At 55.0% G+C, this 17,487-nt stretch carries 17 protein-coding genes; 7 read left to right on the plus strand and 10 right to left on the minus strand.

The window, feature by feature from the left end; genetic code table 11:
- Nucleotides 1-121: 121 nt before the first annotated feature.
- Complete coding sequence (locus Q3Y58_RS08470; RefSeq protein ID WP_319621918.1) at nucleotides 122-1,618, plus strand: CoA-acylating methylmalonate-semialdehyde dehydrogenase; 1,497 nt, start codon at nucleotides 122-124, stop codon at nucleotides 1,616-1,618.
- A gap of 57 nt (nucleotides 1,619-1,675) precedes the next feature.
- Here the strand turns inward: Q3Y58_RS08470 and Q3Y58_RS08475 are convergent, their stop codons facing one another.
- Nucleotides 1,676-2,443, minus strand: a complete 768-nt coding sequence (locus Q3Y58_RS08475) for an IclR family transcriptional regulator (RefSeq protein WP_319621919.1) — start codon at nucleotides 2,441-2,443, stop codon at nucleotides 1,676-1,678.
- 439 nt (nucleotides 2,444-2,882) lie between these two features.
- Between Q3Y58_RS08475 and Q3Y58_RS08480 the strand changes: the two genes are divergently transcribed.
- Nucleotides 2,883-3,659, plus strand: a complete 777-nt coding sequence (locus Q3Y58_RS08480) for an SDR family NAD(P)-dependent oxidoreductase (RefSeq protein ID WP_319621920.1) — start codon at nucleotides 2,883-2,885, stop codon at nucleotides 3,657-3,659.
- A 31-nt stretch (nucleotides 3,660-3,690) separates the two neighbouring features.
- On the opposite strand, the gene Q3Y58_RS08485 is transcribed toward Q3Y58_RS08480, so the two are convergent.
- From Q3Y58_RS08485 to Q3Y58_RS08510, 6 genes are all read right to left on the minus strand, one after another.
- Complete coding sequence (locus Q3Y58_RS08485) at nucleotides 3,691-4,176, minus strand: hypothetical protein (RefSeq protein WP_319621921.1); 486 nt, start codon at nucleotides 4,174-4,176, stop codon at nucleotides 3,691-3,693.
- Between the two features lie 115 nt (nucleotides 4,177-4,291).
- A complete protein-coding gene (locus Q3Y58_RS08490) occupies nucleotides 4,292-5,413 on the minus strand; it encodes a saccharopine dehydrogenase family protein (RefSeq protein ID WP_319621923.1) in 1,122 nt (373 codons plus the stop codon).
- A 193-nt stretch (nucleotides 5,414-5,606) separates the two neighbouring features.
- Nucleotides 5,607-6,086: an Lrp/AsnC family transcriptional regulator gene (locus tag Q3Y58_RS08495; RefSeq protein ID WP_274217177.1), complete on the minus strand. Its 480-nt coding sequence runs from the start codon at nucleotides 6,084-6,086 to the stop codon at nucleotides 5,607-5,609.
- 96 nt (nucleotides 6,087-6,182) lie between these two features.
- Complete coding sequence (choV, locus tag Q3Y58_RS08500; protein ID WP_319621924.1) at nucleotides 6,183-7,241, minus strand: choline ABC transporter ATP-binding protein; 1,059 nt, start codon at nucleotides 7,239-7,241, stop codon at nucleotides 6,183-6,185.
- The gene (choW, locus tag Q3Y58_RS08505) at nucleotides 7,238-8,086 is read right to left on the minus strand and encodes a choline ABC transporter permease subunit (protein ID WP_319621925.1); all 849 of its coding nucleotides are present in this window, start codon (nucleotides 8,084-8,086) and stop codon (nucleotides 7,238-7,240) included. The genes choV and choW overlap by 4 nt, the downstream gene beginning before the upstream one ends.
- 92 nt (nucleotides 8,087-8,178) lie before the next feature.
- The gene (locus Q3Y58_RS08510) at nucleotides 8,179-9,138 is read right to left on the minus strand and encodes a choline ABC transporter substrate-binding protein (RefSeq protein ID WP_274217173.1); all 960 of its coding nucleotides are present in this window, start codon (nucleotides 9,136-9,138) and stop codon (nucleotides 8,179-8,181) included.
- Between the two features lie 275 nt (nucleotides 9,139-9,413).
- Between Q3Y58_RS08510 and betI the strand changes: the two genes are divergently transcribed.
- The 5 genes from betI (at nucleotide 9,414) to Q3Y58_RS08535 (ending at nucleotide 15,349) form a co-directional block, all read left to right on the plus strand.
- Complete coding sequence (betI, locus tag Q3Y58_RS08515) at nucleotides 9,414-10,013, plus strand: transcriptional regulator BetI (RefSeq protein ID WP_319621926.1); 600 nt, start codon at nucleotides 9,414-9,416, stop codon at nucleotides 10,011-10,013.
- A gap of 30 nt (nucleotides 10,014-10,043) precedes the next feature.
- Nucleotides 10,044-11,696, plus strand: a complete 1,653-nt coding sequence (betA, locus tag Q3Y58_RS08520; protein ID WP_319621927.1) for a choline dehydrogenase — start codon at nucleotides 10,044-10,046, stop codon at nucleotides 11,694-11,696.
- 10 nt (nucleotides 11,697-11,706) lie between these two features.
- Nucleotides 11,707-13,191 carry a betaine-aldehyde dehydrogenase gene (betB, locus tag Q3Y58_RS08525; protein WP_319621928.1) on the plus strand — a complete coding sequence of 495 codons (1,485 nt, stop codon included), beginning with the start codon at nucleotides 11,707-11,709 and terminating at the stop codon, nucleotides 13,189-13,191.
- A gap of 244 nt (nucleotides 13,192-13,435) precedes the next feature.
- Entirely contained in the window at nucleotides 13,436-14,488 is a 1,053-nt protein-coding gene (dusA, locus tag Q3Y58_RS08530) for a tRNA dihydrouridine(20/20a) synthase DusA (protein ID WP_319621929.1), read from the plus strand.
- A 39-nt stretch (nucleotides 14,489-14,527) separates the two neighbouring features.
- The gene (locus tag Q3Y58_RS08535) at nucleotides 14,528-15,349 is read left to right on the plus strand and encodes a sulfite exporter TauE/SafE family protein (protein WP_274217168.1); all 822 of its coding nucleotides are present in this window, start codon (nucleotides 14,528-14,530) and stop codon (nucleotides 15,347-15,349) included.
- Between the two features lie 6 nt (nucleotides 15,350-15,355).
- Here the strand turns inward: Q3Y58_RS08535 and Q3Y58_RS08540 are convergent, their stop codons facing one another.
- From Q3Y58_RS08540 to Q3Y58_RS08550, 3 genes are read right to left on the minus strand one after another with little or no spacing between them, the layout of a single operon-like run.
- Entirely contained in the window at nucleotides 15,356-16,057 is a 702-nt protein-coding gene (locus Q3Y58_RS08540) for a retropepsin-like aspartic protease family protein (RefSeq protein WP_274217167.1), read from the minus strand.
- Nucleotides 16,057-16,257, minus strand: a complete 201-nt coding sequence (locus Q3Y58_RS08545) for a DUF1289 domain-containing protein (protein ID WP_274217166.1) — start codon at nucleotides 16,255-16,257, stop codon at nucleotides 16,057-16,059. The genes Q3Y58_RS08540 and Q3Y58_RS08545 overlap by 1 nt, the downstream gene beginning before the upstream one ends.
- Before the next feature lie 26 nt (nucleotides 16,258-16,283).
- Nucleotides 16,284-17,486: an alpha/beta hydrolase gene (locus Q3Y58_RS08550; RefSeq protein WP_319621930.1), complete on the minus strand. Its 1,203-nt coding sequence runs from the start codon at nucleotides 17,484-17,486 to the stop codon at nucleotides 16,284-16,286.
- Nucleotide 17,487 lies beyond the last annotated feature (1 nt).

Raw genomic sequence — 17,487 nt, forward strand, 5'->3', positions numbered from 1 at the left:
TTGCACAACGGCTTCGTTAATTATCAGGTTGAACTGCAATAAATATAGTTCATTCTGGGGCTACGTAAAATCTGGTAATCTGCTGAAAAGCGTGATCTGGAAACTATTTGGGAGGAAGCAGATGGAACTGGGCCACTTTGTTGGAGGAAAGCGCGTACCTGGGCGCTCTGGTCGTTTTGGTAACATTTTCAACCCGGCAACCGGTGAAGTGACCGGCAAGGTCGCGCTGGCAAACCTTGATGAATTGCGTGAAGCAGTCGCAAACGCTGCACAGGCACAAATTGGCTGGGGCGCTACCAACCCGCAGCGCCGGGCCCGCGTCATGATGCAGTTTGTCAATCTGCTTCACCGCGATATGGACAAACTGGCCGAAGTGCTCTCCAGCGAGCATGGCAAGACATTTCCGGATGCAAAGGGCGATATTGTCCGCGGTCTGGAAGTGGCGGAGTTCTGTATCGGTGCGCCTCATCTCCTGAAGGGTGAGTTTACGGAAGGCGCTGGGCCGGGCATCGACATGTATTCCATGCGCCAGCCGCTGGGCGTTGTAGCTGGCATCACGCCCTTCAACTTCCCAGCCATGATTCCGATGTGGAAGTTCTGTACTGCCATCGCGGCGGGTAATGCGTTCATTTTGAAGCCATCCGAACGCAACCCAACGGTGCCGGTCATGCTGGCTGAACTGATGATGGAAGCAGGCCTGCCTGAAGGCGTTCTGAACGTTGTGAACGGAGACAAGGAAGTCGTGGACGGCATTCTTGATGATCCGATCATTCAGGCCGTTGGATTTGTGGGTTCCACGCCAATTGCCGAGTACGTTTATACCCGCGGCTGCGCCAACGGGAAGCGCGTTCAGTGCTTCGGCGGGGCTAAAAACCACATGATCATCATGCCGGATGCGGACATGGACCAGGCCGTGGATGCGCTGATTGGCGCAGGCTACGGCGCAGCGGGCGAGCGCTGCATGGCCATCTCTGTGGCAGTACCTGTTGGTGAAGATACAGCGGATCGGCTGGTTGAGAAGCTGGCTCCGCGTGTGGAAGGCCTCAAGATCGGGCCCTATACAGCCGGTGACGATGTCGACTTTGGCCCGTTGATCACGCCAGAGGCGCTCTCACGGATCAAGGGACTGGTGGACCGTGGCGTGGAGCAGGGTGCAAAACTGGTCGTCGATGGCCGTGATTTCAAACTGCAGGGCTATGAAAACGGCAACTTCATGGGCGGCTGCCTGTTCGACCATGTGACCAAGGATATGGACATCTACACTCAAGAGATTTTCGGTCCGGTTCTGTCTGTGGTGCGCGCTAAAAACTATGACGAGGCGCTGGACCTGCCCATGAGCCATGAATACGGCAACGGCACAGCCATCTTTACCCGCGATGGGGATACGGCACGAGACTTTGCCTCTCGCATCAACATTGGCATGGTTGGTGTAAACGTTCCGATTCCGGTGCCGCTGGCTTACCACACGTTTGGCGGCTGGAAGCGCTCTGGCTTCGGCGATCTGAACCAACATGGTCCGGATGGTTTCAAGTTCTACACTCGCACCAAGACAGTGACCGCCCGCTGGCCGTCAGGCCTGAAAGACGGCGCAGAGTTCGTGATCCCAACCATGAAGTAGAGTTTGGCTGGTAAAGAAAACAAAAAACGGGCCTCAGATGTGGGGCCCGTTTTTTTGTTAGCGGGTAAAGCGCATCGTTTGGGACAGATCCCGTGCCGCCGCTGGAATGGCGGCTTTCCAGGAGTCTAGAGTTGCTTCATCCGTCCGGTGCTTTGGGCCACTGATGCCGATGGCGGCAATTACTTTGCTATCGCCATTCACCACAGGTGAGGCGATGCAGATCAGACCCATCTCGACTTCTTCGTTGTCGATGGACCATTGGCGTTGGCGGATGGCCCGCAACTCGGCGCGCAGCTCGTCTGCTGTGCAGAGCGTGTTTTCCGTCAGCCGCGGAAACGGGCCTTTGGCAAGGTAGTCTTCCTGACGCTGTTCGCTGGAGTAGGCCAGGATACCTTTCCCCATGGCGGTGCAATAGAGCGGCGCTTTGTGGCCTGCCTTTGCAGCAACGCGAATGGAGTAGGGCGAGTCGATACGGTCCATGTAAAGCACGCTATCTTCGGTCAAGATGCCCACATGAACACTTTCCTTGAACTCCGCTGACAGCCGCTCCAGAGTTGGCCGGATGACTTGGCGCAAGGAGAAATTCTCCTCGTAGATCTTGCCCAGCTCGAACAGCTTGATGCCCAGCGAGTAACGGGAGGTGTCTGTGTCTTGAGTGATCAGCCCATGGATCTGCATGGTGGCGAGAATGCCGTGCAACGTGCTCTTTTTCAGGTCCAGAGCATCACACATATCCATCAAGCGTGCGCTGTTCCCATTCTCTGCAATGAAGCTGAGTATGCTCACGGCACGGTCAATTGACTGGTTTGTCTTCTTCTGTTCCAAGGTTCAAAAACTTTCTTACCTAGTGCCGCCGGTTCACGAAGGTCTCTCAATCACAACGGGTGCTTGCGCTTAACGCAGAAGATGATTTTCAAGAACTGCCCTCTGTTGAAAATATTCGAACTGGTTCCTTATTGTCAAACCATTGGGAAAAAACACACTGTCGCATGGGGTTATGACGTAGTGCATGCAACCTATCCATTGTTAGTAAACACGTCATTGTTTTTAAATGTGTGCGTGATACACACTCAAGGATTGGTATTGAACACTTTGATCACCCTGTGGTTTTCGCGGCGTACACCTAATGATCCCGTGTGGCAAATTAGCGGAGGTTCATTGGGAACCGCCTTTGGGTGAGCTTTCCGGTGACACGTGGTTCTAACGGGTTCTGGAGAGAATAAGCAGCGCTGGGAAGCGTTGCGCTTGTGGCGTGGAGTAAAAAATGAACAAAAGAGTTGTTGTCACTGGCGGCACCTCACGGTTCGGCAAGGATGTGGTGAAGCGCTTCGTAGAAGCTGGCAACCACGTGCTGTTCACTGGCATCGAACATCGCGACGATGGGGAAGCCGTAGCCGACGAACTGAAAGCAATCAATGACGCAGTCACCATAGAGTATTGCCGTTGTAATCTCTCTTCAGAACAGAGCGTCAAGGAAACAGCGGGTGCGGTGGCAGAGCGCCTTGGCGGATGCGATATTCTGGTGAACAACGCAGCCAACCTGAAGTGTGGCGCGGTACACCAGATGGAAGTCTTCGCGTGGGAGCGGGTTTTCGACGTGGATGTGAAGGGTGTGTTTCTCACGTGCAAACACATCTTGCCCATGATGATGGAGCAGCGCGGTGGTGCCGTGGTCAACATTACTTCGGATGCTGATGGGCTTACCGGTGGTAGTACAGCTGTGTCTACTTCTGCAAATGGTGCCGTTCTCAACCTGACACAATCAATGGCACTGGACTATGCAGACTACGGCATTCGGGTGAACGCTGTTTCGCCCATGGCGCTTGCCAGCAAGTTGTTTGCAAGAGGGGCTGCGCCAAGTGACCTTGTGAATTACGCCAAGTCCGTCCCGTTGAAGCGTATTGCACAACCGGTTGAAGTGGCTAATGCGGTCTTCTTTTTGGCGAGTGATCAGGCTTCTTTCATTACCGGCGTTAATTTGCCGGTGGATGGGGGCTTGAGCGCGTCTCGGGGGGCAATCAATCCAACTGGCCCGAGCTGAACGAGATACTTCTGGGCCTATCTGCTTGAAGTTAATTCAGCGGATAGGCGCAGGGAACTGAACCGACGTCCCGGCACGGTTCGAAGTATCCAACACGGCTGGCAGACCCATCCTGCCAGATCACTTGAACAGCAACGGCGTCAGCCGTCCCGGGTGCAAGGACCAAAGCGGTGTCTGCCAATGAGGTGCTGCTCGGCATGGCAAAGGGCGCCACAGAATTGCAGGGCGGAACCGGGAAACGTTCCTTAAGGCCCTTGTTGTCAATGGAATAACGCAGCTCCTTCAACCGGCAATGCAGAAGCAGGATCGGTTTGAAGTGGATGATCTGCTGGTCGGCCGTTTCCTGAAATGTGACCCAGCTCGTGAACTGGGAGCCCTCAGCAAGCTCCTTGTAAACCGCAAGTGGTGGCAATGTTGCTTTTTGAAGAGTGGTCTGTGCTGCGATTGTGGGAGCGTAGACAAAGATCAATGCAAGGGCACTGGCGAGCGTTTTTAGGTTTTTGGGGCGTGAAAACATGGGGCATCTTCTTCTGGTTTTTATAGATGCACCGTGCCTGACCTTTCCTGAGTGATCAAGAAGACGGCCTGAATCCATTCAATTCAGGCCGAAAACAGTTAAAGCGGTCTTTTTGTTATTCTGCGGCGAGCAATTTCGGCTCCCCGTTGTCTTGAATTGACCGGTGCCCCAAATAAAGCGCGCCGAAGCGGTTCGCCAGAAACGCTTCAAGAGGAATGTCCTCCTGCTTGATGAAGCCAGATTTGGCAAGGCGTCCCTCGCGGATCATGTCCAGCGTTGCGCAAATGCCGGCAGCCGTTGTGATCTGGATCGCACTCCAGTGAGTGCCTGCAATCTGGCCAGCGTTGATCTCGTTCAGGTAGGAACGTTCTTCCAGACGACCGTCAATCATGCCGCTTGCTGTAATGAATACTACAACGACATCCTGCTTGGTGGTCGGCAGCGCGGTCTCCATCACCTCTTTCAAAAGATCGCGGCGGTTCTTGAGGCCCAGATCTTGAAGCAGCAGGCTGATGATTTCCCGGTGGCCGGGATAGCGGATGCTTAGGTACTTGAGAGAGTTAACTTTGCCGCGAAGAGTTTCATGCAAGGACCCAAGGCCACCAGAGGTATTGAACGCTTCGTAGTCTACGCCTTCAAGCGAGAACGTTTCCAGTCCTTCAAGCGGCGCGACCTCCGTCAACGTGCCATCAACAATGGCAAGGCACGGGTTGCAATACTCGTTGATCAGGCCTTCGGTAGACCATGTCAGGTTGTACTTCAGTCGGTTTGTGGGGTAGCGGGGCAGGGCACCGACGCGCAGAGTAAGGTTCTCCAACTTGTCGAACTTGCGGGCCAGATCATGGGCGGCAATTGAGACAAAGCCTGGTGCGAGGCCGCATTGCGGTGCGAAGGTAGAGCTGGCATCCTTGGCCAGATCCATTACGAGATTGGTAGAAGATACGTCTTCTGTCAGATCTAGGTAATGCGTGTCGGAGCGCTTGGCGGCTCTGGCAATAACCGGGGTAAGGAAGAAAGGAGCAGCGGACAACACCGCGTTCACGTTTTCCAGCGCCGCAGTCAATGCATCTTCATCGCTGACGTCTATCCGAACCCGCTCAACATCCTTGAGAGCCTTCAAGGCGTCTTCGTTCTGGTCAAAGATTGTTATGGTGTAATCGCCGCTCTCTTTCAAAAGCGCTGCAATCATGACGCCAATCTTGCCAGCGCCGACAATTCCGACATGCCATTTCGTCATATGAGCCCTCCACTCGAATGCCTAAGTGCACAAGTATACGGGCTGATACTTACGAAAGTGAGAGGGCAATCTGCCGAATTGTCGGTAATATCCGTGATTGCGCTGATGAAATAGGTATTTTGACGGATTTCTGTCGAGTTCCGCTAGGGGAGTTAGAATCAATGTAAACTCACAATCCGCGGGCTCTGCAACTTTAAAGAGCAGAGCTAAGCGGATTTGATGGTGCAATCGGCTTTTGGCGTTCGAATTTTTTGGAGAGCACAATTGAGCTTCGGGAGCGCACCACGCCCGGGATGGCTGCAATCTCGTCCAAAATATCGTCCAACTCCTCAAGGCGGCTCGGTTCCACGATCAAGAACAGATCAAACTCACCGGAGATGGTGTAGCAAACGCGAATTTCCGGATAGGATTCCAGCTGTTTTACCAGTGTCTTGGATTGTTGCTGTGCCACGGAGAGCATGACAACGGCTTGAACCTGCTGCCCAGCGTGGACATCTCCCAAGAGCGCTGTATAGCCTGCAATGACGCCATTTCTTTCCAGCCGCGTGATGCGTTCCTGAACTGTAGACCGGGCTACATTGAGGCGTCTTGAAATAGAAGACACGGGTTCCCGTGCATTGGCTTGCAGGATGGAAATCAGTTTGCGGTCGAGGTCGTCTTTAATGTCAGGCATTAGCGATGGGTCCTTTTCCGGCAATATAACCGGGCCTCCGTGATTTTGTCAGGGCGATATTGATGCCTCTGACAAAATCACACAGAAAAAGCGAGGCTAGGACGACGAACTGAGGCTGCTCAGAATGTCGGACTCGGTGATGCTACCAACAACCTTGCCATGATCGAGCACTGTTATGGGCTCGTTGGTGGCCTTCTTGACCTCAATGACCTGCCGGAGCGGCGCGTCTGCAAGGCAGTTCGGGCGGCCAGCTTCGTGTGCAGGTGCTTCAGTCACCGCGACGGGCGTCATGATGTCCTTGGCGCGAAGCACATTGAGTGGGTTCATGTGGGACACGAAGTTTGCCACATACTCATCCACTGGCTTGGTGACAATTTCCTGCGGAGTGCCGATCTGAACAACATGGCCGCCTTCCATGATTGCAATGCGGCTGCCAAGCTTGGCTGCTTCATCAAGGTCGTGACTGACGAACACGATTGTCTTGTTGAGCTGTTGTTGCAGTTCCAGAAGCTCGTCCTGCAGGTGCGCGCGAATGAGCGGGTCGAGGGCTGAGAAGGGTTCGTCCATCAACAGGATAGGGGCGTCTGTTGCAAAGGCGCGGGCAAGGCCCACACGCTGCTGCATGCCGCCTGAAAGCTCATGGACATACTTGTTTGCGTAGTCTTTGAGCCCCACAAGTTCCAGCTGACGTTCAACCAACTCCCGCTTTTTTACGCCCGAAATGCCAGAGAGTTCAAGGCCAAAGCCAATGTTGCTGCGCACCGTGCGCCATGGCAGCAGCGCGAACTGCTGAAACACCATGGCAACGCCGTGGCGGCGCAGCTCTCTCAAGTCCTTGGTGCTGCAAGTGCCGGGATTGACCAATGCATCGCCATTGGAAACATGAACCGCCCCCCGGCTGATCGGGTTGAGGCCATTGATGGCGCGCAACAAGGTCGATTTCCCTGAGCCGGAAAGGCCCATGAGAACCAGCAGTTCGCCTTCCTCAATGTCAAAGCTTGCGTTGGCGACACCAACCAGCTGACCTGTTTCCTTGAGGATGTCCTCTCGCGAACGGTTCTGGTCCACCAGTTCAAGCGCTGCCTCAGGATTGTTGCCAAAGACAATGGAGACGTTCTCAAAGGAGATGGCGCGACTTGGGTTCAAGTCTCTCATTTGTTTGTCTCCGTCTTTTGATCGCTGCGGAAGAAACGGTCCAGGATGATAGCCACCAGCACAATTGCCGTGCCCACTTCAAAGCCCTTCGCAATGTTCACCGTGTTAAGTGCCCTAAGGGTGGGTACGCCAAGACCGTCTGCGCCAACAAGGGCGGCAATAACGACCATGGAGAGTGAGAGCATGATGGTTTGCGTAAGGCCAGCCATGATGTTTGGCAGGGCGTAGGGAAGTTCGATCTTGAACAGCTTTTGCCAGTAAGTCGCCCCGAATGCCTCACCTGCTTCCAAAAGATGCGTTGGTGTGGAAACAACACCAAGCTGCGTGAGGCGAATGGAGGCAGGCAGTGCAAACACGACGGTCGAGATGAGACCCGGCACAACGCCCAATCCAAACAGGATGAGGGCTGGTATCAAATAGACGAAGGTGGGGATCGTCTGCATCAGATCAAGAACAGGCCGTATCCATTCGAAAAACTTGGGATGATGGGCGCTGTAAACGCCAATCGGTACACCAATCAACATGCAGATGAAGGCTGCACACAAGACCAGGGCGAGGGTCTCAGTGGTTTCGGACCAGTAGCCTTGGTTGATGATCAGCAGCAGACTGAGCGCGACGAAAACAGAGAAGCCAATCTTGCGGCGCACGCCGTAGGCGAGCGCTGTGGCTAGTGCGACGATTATCAGCGGATGCGGTGTTGTTAGCGCCCACAAGACCGCATCAATCATCGCTTCGATTGCGATAGAGATACCATCAAAAAGGGCTGTGGCATTGTCGGTAAGCCAGTCCACTGCCCATTTGGCCCAGGTGCCAATGGGAAGTTTGTGGTCGGTTAGCCAATCCACGCGAATACCTCAAATTTTAGTGTTTTGAACAGCACTGAACGCGTGGCGAGGGGCACTGTATCGCGTCCCCCGCCACCTTGCGAATGAATAGGTTACCGAAGGCCGAGGGCGGACTTGGCCACAACCGGGCCGTCTTGGCCGTCAAAAGTAGTGACACCGTCAAGCCAGGCGTCAATTACCTCTGGGTTGTTCTTAAGCCATGCACGAGCGGCATCCTGTGGGTCTTCGCCTTCGTTGAGAATGGCGTTCATCAGTTCGTTTTCCATCTCAAGCGTAAAGGTGAGCTGGGTCAGGAACTTGCCGACGTTCGGACATTCGGCGGTGTAACCTGCACGCACGTTGGTGCGAACATCCGCGCCGCCATAATTCGGGCCGAAGAAGTCGTCGCCACCTGAAAGATATTCAATCTCGAAGTTGGAGTTCATCGGATGTGGTGCCCAGCCAAGGAAGACGATTGGCTGCTCGCGGCGAACCTTCCGAGAGACTTGTGAAAGCATGCCTGCCTCGGACGATTCAACCAGATCAAATCCTTCAAGATCGAAAGCGTTGGCCTCGATCATGTCCAGGATCAAGCGGTTGCCGTCGTTGCCCGCTTCGATGCCATAGATTTCGCCATCCAGTTCATCACGGAACTTGGCGATGTCGGCGAAGGACTTTAGGCCTGCTTCGTAAGTATACTTTGGTACAGCCAATGTATACTTGGCGCCGACGAGGTTTGTTGCAATGGTTTCAACGGTACCTGCTTCACGGTAAGCAGCGATGTCTGCTTCCATAGTAGGCATCCAGTTGCCAAGAAAAACGTCGAGATCGTTGTTGGCAAGTGATGCGTAAGTAACTGGTACGGAGAGAACTTTTACCTCTGGCTCATACCCAAGGGCGTCCAATACAACAGCAGCAGTTGCAGTGGTGGCGGTGATGTCGGTCCAGCCTACATCTGAGAAGCGCACGGTTTCACACGCTTCCGGATCCTTCGCCTGCACTGCGCTTGCGCTAAGTAGTATTGCGAGCGAAGAGCCAAGGGTTACAAGTGTTTTCTGTAGAGTAAAAGTCATGTAAATCCCCCATTTTAGAGTTTTTAATTGGCCTTATCTTTGTTTGACTTGCAATAATGCTGCCTCTTTTAATTTTCTTCGGCCAATTGATGTGCGTCTTGTGATCGCCTCCTTAGCTATTAGGCGGTGCAACAATTTATATCAAGGGGAACTTTTTGCGAAAAAATACACCGGTATGCAAATCAATACTTTTCAATCGCTCCAAGGTACTCTAAAAGAGGGAAAATATTGATTGGCTGTTCAATCAATTTTCTTGTGTGTAAGGGGAAATTGGTATGGGGCGAGCGCAAACTGTAGCGGATCGCAAGGCGTCCATCATCAATGCAACGATTACCGTGATTCATGATCGTGGGTATTCTGAAGCGACAATGGCTCAGATCGCCAAGAAGGCCGGGGTCTCCACGGGCCTGCCGCATCATTACTTTGGCTCCAAGGCGCTGCTTTTGAACGCGACCATGGTCAAGCTGCTCAAGGATCTGGCCATGCAGGTCAAGTCCCGCATGCTGCCGTTGACCGACCCGAAGCAGCGAATTCGGGCAATCGTGCAAGGGAGCTTCAGTGCGGAGCAGTTCCGGCCTGAGGTCATCTCAGCCTGGCTGGCGTTTTACGTTCAGGCGCGAACCGAAACAGAAACTCGGCGACTGCTGCGCGTCTATCATGGTCGCCTGATATCCAACCTTATCCACGAGTTCACAGGCGTTATGCCACGGGCGAAAGCGGTTAAGGCCGCCAGATCCACAGCGGCGTTGATTGATGGGCTTTGGCTTCAGATGGCGCTTGCCGGTGACCATCCAGACCCAAAAGAAGCCTCAGAAACGGCATTGGATCACGTTGAACTCGTACTTCAGGCACAGCCGGCGACAGAAGACGTCTGACGGGCTGTCAAAAACAACAAATTGAGCACTATGCAACCAGATTTCATCATCGTAGGGGCGGGCTCTGCTGGCTGTGCGCTGGCAAACCGCCTTTCTGAAGACCCGCGCAACAAGGTTTTGCTTCTGGAGATGGGAGGCACCGATATGGGGCCATTCATCCAGATGCCAGCAGCGCTGTCCTATCCCATGAACATGCCATTTTACGACTGGGGCTATCAGACAGAACCGGAGCCGCATTTGGGCGGACGCCGTCTTGTGACGCCGCGCGGCAAGGTTATGGGCGGCTCGTCCTCCATTAACGGCATGGTCTATGTTCGTGGGCATGCTAAGGACTTCGATACCTGGGAACAGATGGGTGCGAAGGGCTGGTCCTATGCGGACGTTCTTCCCTACTATCAGCGCATGGAACAGGCTCACTCCGGGGATGAGGGCTGGCGCGGCCGAAAAGGTCCTGTGCATGTAACGCGCGGTGCGCGTTGGAGCCCACTTTACGATGCATTCGTCAAAGCGGGCGAACAGGCTGGGTACCAAACCACCGAAGACTACAATGGCTACAAGCAGGAAGGCTTCGGCGAGATGGAGATGACCGTCTACAACGGTCGTCGTTGGTCCGCCGCCAACGCCTACCTGAAGCCTGCCAAGTCCCGCGAGAACCTTGAAGTGATTTCGGGAGCCCTGACACAGCGCATCTTGTTTGAAGGCAAGCGCGCGGTTGGGGTGGAGTACAGAAAGGGCAACCGCGTCGAGAAGGTTACCTGCACCCGCGAGGTAATCATCTCCGCGTCCTCAATCAACTCACCGCGCTTGCTGATGTTGTCGGGCATTGGTGACGCTGAAGCCCTTTCGGCTCAAGGTATCACACCGCTTGTTCATCGGGCCGGGGTAGGGCAGAACCTTCAGGATCATCTTGAGCTGTATATCCAGCAGGCCTGCATTCAGCCCATCACCCTTTACAAGTACTGGAACCTGTTCTCCAAGGCGCTGATAGGTGCCCAGTGGCTTTTCACCAAGACAGGCAAGGGCGCGTCCAACCATTTTGAAAGTTGCGCGTTTATCCGCTCCAAGGAAGGGGTGGAGTATCCAGACATCCAGTTCCACTTCCTGCCGTTTGCCGTGCGCTATGACGGACAAGCCGCAGCAGAAGGCCATGGCTTTCAGGCTCATGTGGGCCCGATGCGTTCGAAAAGCCGGGGCGCTGTCACGCTGAATTCCGCAGATCCGTTGGAAGCACCGAAGGTGAAGTTCAACTACATGAGCCATGAAGAAGACTGGGCAGACTTCCGCCAGTGTATCCGCTTGACCCGAGAGATCTTCGGCCAGGACGCGTTTGCGCCATTCCGCGGGGCGGAGATTCAGCCGGGTGCAGCGGTTCAAACCGACGCAGAGCTTAACGCCTTCATTGGGGAACACGCAGAGAGCGCTTATCATCCCTGTGGGACATGCCGTATGGGCGATGCAGAGGATGAGGGCGCGGTCGTCGATCCAGAATGCCGCGTTATTGGCGTGGAAGGCCTTCGGGTTGTCGACAGCTCCATCTTCCCGCAAATCACCAATGGTAACCTGAACGGCCCCTCCATGATGGTGGGTGAGAAGGCCGCAGACCATATTCTGGGTCAAACACCGCTGGCTCCGGTGCAGGATGTGCCGTGGATCCACCCCCATTGGCAAACGCAGCAAAGATAAGGACGAGATCATGACCACTGACAAGAAATCGCTGCGGGCGCAGCCGCAAGCCTCGCACTACATTGGCGGTGCCTATGTAGAGGGCGTGGCTGGCACGGAGATCGCCTCAATCTATCCCGCAACCCAAGAAGTGATTGCGCGGATTCACGCTGCAACGCCAGAAGTCTTCAGCAAGGCCATTGAAAGCGCCAAGTCCGGCTTTGCCATTTGGCGGAAAACCAGCCCGGCAGAACGCGCCGAGGTGCTGCGCAAGGCAGCGGAGCTGATGCGTGCCAAAAACCATGAGCTATCGGTTCTTGAAACCTTGGATACGGGCAAACCTCTTCAAGAGACGTTGGTCGCGGATGCTGCCTCGGGTGCAGAGGCGCTCGCCTACTTTGCAGGCATAGCGGCGACTGAAAACGGCGAACACATCAATCTGGGTGGCGCTTTTGCGTTCACCAAGCGAGAGCCACTTGGTATTTGCCTAGGTATTGGCGCATGGAACTATCCAATTCAAATCGCCTCGTGGAAGGCCGCTCCCGCGCTTGCTGCAGGCAACGCCATGATTTTCAAACCTTCGGAAGAGACCGTGCTCTCGGCATTGAAGCTCGCTGAAATCTTGACTGAAGCCGGTTTGCCCGATGGTGTATTCAATGTCGTGCAAGGCGACCGTGAAGCGGCAAGCTTGATGGTGAACCACCCCGAAATCGACAAGGTGTCTTTGACGGGCTCTGTTCCGACAGGTCGCATTATCGCGCAAAACGCCAGCAAGTCGCTCAAACACCTCAGTCTTGAGCTGGGCGGCAAGTCTCCAATCATCGTGTTTGAAGATGCGCACATCGAAAACGCGGTAGCTGCGTGCATGAACGGCAACTTTTATTCTTCCGGCCAGATCTGCTCAAACGGCACCCGCGTGTTCGTGCATAAGAGCATCAAGGACAAGTTCCTGGCCAACCTCAAAGCGCGCACGAGTGCCATTCTCCTGGGCGATCCGCTCAACGAAGAAACCCAAATGGGGCCGATGATCTCCAAGATGCAGTTCGACAAGACCATGAACTACATCGCAGTTGGTCAGGAAGAAGGGGCAACCCTGTTTCATGGGGGTAAGCGCGCAGATGTTGGTGTGTGTCCTCAAGGCCTTTATGTGGAGCCAACCATTTTCACAGAGGTGAAGGACGACATGCGCATCGCCCGCGAAGAAATCTTCGGTCCGGTCATGTGTGTGCTCGACTTCGAAGATGAAGACGACGTGATCGCTCGCGCAAATGACACGGAGTTCGGTCTCGCGGCTGGCGTGTTTACCCAAAATATCCAGCGTGCCCACCGCGTTATTGACCAGATTGAAGCGGGAACCTGTTGGATCAACAACTATAACCTGACACCGGTAGAGATGCCATTTGGTGGTTACAAGCAGTCTGGAATTGGCCGTGAAAACGGGCATTGGGCGTTGGACCAGTACTCCCAAGTCAAGAGCGTTTACGTTGAAATGGGGGATGTGGAAGCGGGCTGGTAACGACTTTCTGAACAGCATTCAATTGAGGCGCGGGTGGCACATGCTGCTCGCGCCGTTTTTGTCTATCCGATCTTTTTGTTGTGCTCAAAGGCCGACAGCTTTAGAAGTTGCAGCAACGAAGGCAGGTTCTGGGCGTCCGGCGAGGCGGCCTTGCGAACCGTCTGCCACTTATCTTCAGAATGATGAGAATGCCTGATGCTCCGTTGCAGAGCATGCGAAGGCAATGAAGTCCCATAGGCTGTGAATGACCGAACAAACCAAAAAACTCTACGACCTTGCTCAGCCAGTTTTTGCCGTTGCACCCATGCTGGACTGGACCGATCGACATTGCCGGTCTTATCACCGCGTGCTGAGCCGCAACACGCTGCTTTATACGGAAATGATTACCACCGGTGCGCTGATTCACGGCGATCGTGATCGGCATCTCAACTTTGACCGGAGTGAACAGCCGGTAGCCTGTCAGCTTGGTGGATCTGATCCCAAAGCGCTCGCTGAATGCGCCAAGATGATTGAGGAGTGGGGCTACGATGAAGTCAACCTCAATGTCGGCTGTCCGTCTGACCGGGTTCAAAATGGCAGTTTTGGGGCCTGTCTCATGCTTCAGCCTCAGCTCGTTGGCGAGTGCATTGCGGCCATGAAGGACGCGGTTTCCATTCCTGTAACCACCAAATGCCGGATTGGCGTTGATGAGCAGGAGCCCGAAGAAGCGCTTCGCGCGCTGGTGGACGAGGTACTCAAAGCAGGCACCGATGCCATATGGGTCCATGCTCGCAAAGCATGGCTTCAGGGGTTGAGCCCCAAGGAAAACCGGGATGTCCCGCCGCTTGATTATGAGCTGGTCTACCGCCTCAAGGAAGAGCATCCAGATGTCTTCATCGGCATAAATGGGGGCATCGCCACTCTGGAAGAGACGGAAACGCACCTTGGCAAAGTAAACGGTGTGATGATGGGCCGCGCGGCGTACCACTCGCCAATGCTGCTTGCGAGCGTGGATCGCCGGATTTATGGCGCCGATACCCCTGACATTTCCGCTGAAGAAGCGGTGAACGCTTACATTCCATACATCGTGAAGGAGCTGGAGAAGGGCACAAAGCTCTCCCAGATCACACGCCATATGCTTGGCACCTATCAAGGTGTTCCGGGGGCTCGCCATTTCCGCCGCATCATGACGACAGAGGCGGTAAAGACGGGCGCAGGCATCGAAGTGGTTGAACAGGCAATGGCTGCCGTATCTCAGCCAAAGGTGGGTGGGTTCGGCGCAGACGAGCCTGAAGGAATTGGGGCAACTGCATTTTAAAGGTTGGGCGTTCGCCCACCGTTTTTATTGGGTATACTGATGGATCACTTTTCAGCTGAACTCCTGCCTCTGGTTGGAGCGCTTCTGGCCGCCGGTGGTTTGGCTGGCTTCATGGCAGGCCTTTTTGGAATTGGCGGGGGGGCGATCCTTGTGCCAGTTTTGTTGTCTGTTCTTGTGCCTGCAGGGGTCGATCCATCCATTGCCATGCATGTTTCCGTGGCAACATCCCTCGCGGTGATTGTGCCCACGTCTCTGCGTTCATTCTTTGCTCACAATGCCCGCGGCGCGGTGGACCATCAGCTCCTGAAAAGCTGGCTTGTTGCTGTGCCTGCCGGGGGCGTGATTGCTGCCTGGGTTGCCTCGTGGATCTCAGGGGATGGTTTGAAGGCCATTTTCATGATCACAGCCTTCTTCGTGGCCATGCGCATGTTGTTCAACAAAGAAAGCTGGCGCTTGGGCGACGATGTTCCGGGCAACCCCCTACGCGCATTCATTGGCATGTGTATCGGTTTTTTCAGCACGCTGATGGGCATTGGCGGCGGGGTGATGACCAACACCTTCATGACGCTGTTCAACAGGCCAATCCACCAGGCCGTAGCAACTTCCTCTGGCGTTGGAGTGCTGATCTCAATTCCGGGTGTGCTGGGTATGATCGCAGCAGGATGGGGGCAGGGGGATTTGCCGCCGCTGTCACTGGGCTATGTGAACCTGCTTGCGGTTGCGATCATCATTCCCCTGTCCATTTTCATGGCACCGATCGGAGCGCGTGTCGCTCACTACATGAAGCGCCGTCATTTGGAAGTGGCTTTCGGGATCTTCCTCTTGTTCGTATGCGCCCGTTTTGCCTTCAGCCTGATTTGAGCGGGCCTAGCTGCCCCGGGGCGTCAGGATCATTCGATCGCCTTCCACACGAATGCCGCTGAACCGGTCCAATGTGCTCATGCCCATAAGGCTTGAGTTTAGCATGCCTTGCTGGGCCACGAATGCCCGCGCATCGTTCAGCGTCACATCCCCAATCTGAAGATGGTCGATGCGGATCGGCGCTACAAAGCCGGTTCCATTGGCTGTCTGAACAGGCACGGTGTAGCGGAGCCGGTCCATTGGAAACTGGGCGCGGCGCGCGTCATCAGAGGTAAGAGTGATGTGCGAAGCACCCGTATCAACGAGAAACTGAATGCTGGTACCATCAACAAGAGCGTTGAGAACGAACTGACCGTTTCCAGAACGGGCAATGGCGATTTCGCCAGCGGCCGTTGTCACGGTGTTGCCGGGCATCAGTTCTGCCATCACCCTGTCCTTGATCATGGAGAACTCGTGGCGAAAGGAGTAGAGCGCAACGAGAAGCAGACCAAGACCGCCCCAAAGCAGGATGGACTTCAAGACCTCTCCACCCGACGGACGCTGTGCCACAAGTCCCGCGCTGACGAGAAGCAAGACGCTCAAAAGGCCGACCATTTGCGGCCCGATCTCGTGAAGCTCGGAGGAATAGAAGTCCGGGCCCATCATGTAACCGGAAACCACGCCAATGATCATGGCACCTACAAGAAAGTACAGGCCGAACTTCAGCATTACAGGTTGGGCTCCAGTTTCTGACCGGCAGCGGAACGACGCTGCGCCACACGGCTGTTGGTGAGCCGTTTATCGGCATCACTCATGGAAGACCATGTGGCGATCTCCTCGAGCGTTCGCAAGCAGCCGGTACACAATCCAGTTGGCCTGTCAATCTGACAGACCTTTATACAGGGACTTTCGACGATAGGGGCCTCCAACGGTAAAGCAGCAGTGTCTTCTATACTCAGTAATCGCCTGATGGAACCACTGATGTGGTGCGTCCAGCCCGCGCAATGGAGGCCGGTACCGTAATAACTACGCTGGCTGCATTGCCAATGAAGCTGCCAAGGTCGCGGCCCGCATCGCCCACCGAACGGGAAAAACCACGCTCTCGGGCGATGTCGCCATCAATTTGCTGCGAAACAGCGCTTGCAACCTGCGGAATCTGATTTGCAAGCAGGGCAAACTTGTTGTGGTTGGCAGCGTCGTTGCCTTCAAGGTCGGTCAAATCAAGTACGATAACACCCAGCTCCGACAGTTCCTGCGTATCGGAAAAGGAACCAACGCGTCCCCGGCCGCCTGCCAGGGTTCCGGAAACGCCGAGGGCCCGATCATCTTGAGAAGTAAGGACTACAAACGGGTTGTTCGGCTTGCGCAGCAGCTCCATGTGGTGCTGGAAGACGTCCAGATCGACATCAGGGGCAGCCATCACCACGGTTACATTGGACCGACCGACGATGCTGTTTCCGGATAACTCCATTTGGCGCAGGGTTTCAAGCAATGCCCAGTTGCCCAGTGAGTGAGCCATGATGATGATTTCATCCGGCTTTGTTGCAGCGACGTCGAGCAGCGTTTGCTGCAGCCCGTTTCGGGCGATTGTCGCACTGTTGGTGTCGTAGACGTAGCTGGTCACGTCGCCTTCAGAGGCCCAAGTGAAGAGTACGGGCACCCCGTCAAACTTGGAGTCTGCCGTGAACTGGGCGAACCGGAACACCGCCTCCGCAAACAGCGTATTGTAGCCATGGATAAAAACCAGAGCGGTGCGGCTGCCTTTGGGCTTGGCCCGCAGCCTGCTTCTCAGTTCGGAGCGGAACGCGGTTTCGCCGTCGATGAAGGCGGCAGAGCGCACCACAAAGTCTGTATTCGGATCACCGGGAGGGTAACTCGGCCACTCGATGTTTCCAGGCGTGTGTGTTGGTGGGATTGAAACCGTGACCTCAGCGAAATCAAGGCGCTCCTGACGCTGGGTACCAAACAGCGTGTCCGGCTCTTCAGCGCGGGCACGCGTCGTGGCAATTAGCATATCGGTCTCGGTCGTGCCTTGTGCAGGTTTTAGCGATACCTGCATGCCACCGCTGTACGGGCGAGAGGCGCACGCTGCAACAACGACCAGAGAAAAGATGGCGAGGCCGCGAACAACCCAACTAGACCGAACAGGCGCACTCAAA

The sequence above is a fragment of the Nesiotobacter zosterae genome, assembly GCF_033843645.1.
Lineage (GTDB): Bacteria > Pseudomonadota > Alphaproteobacteria > Rhizobiales > Stappiaceae > Pseudovibrio > Pseudovibrio zosterae.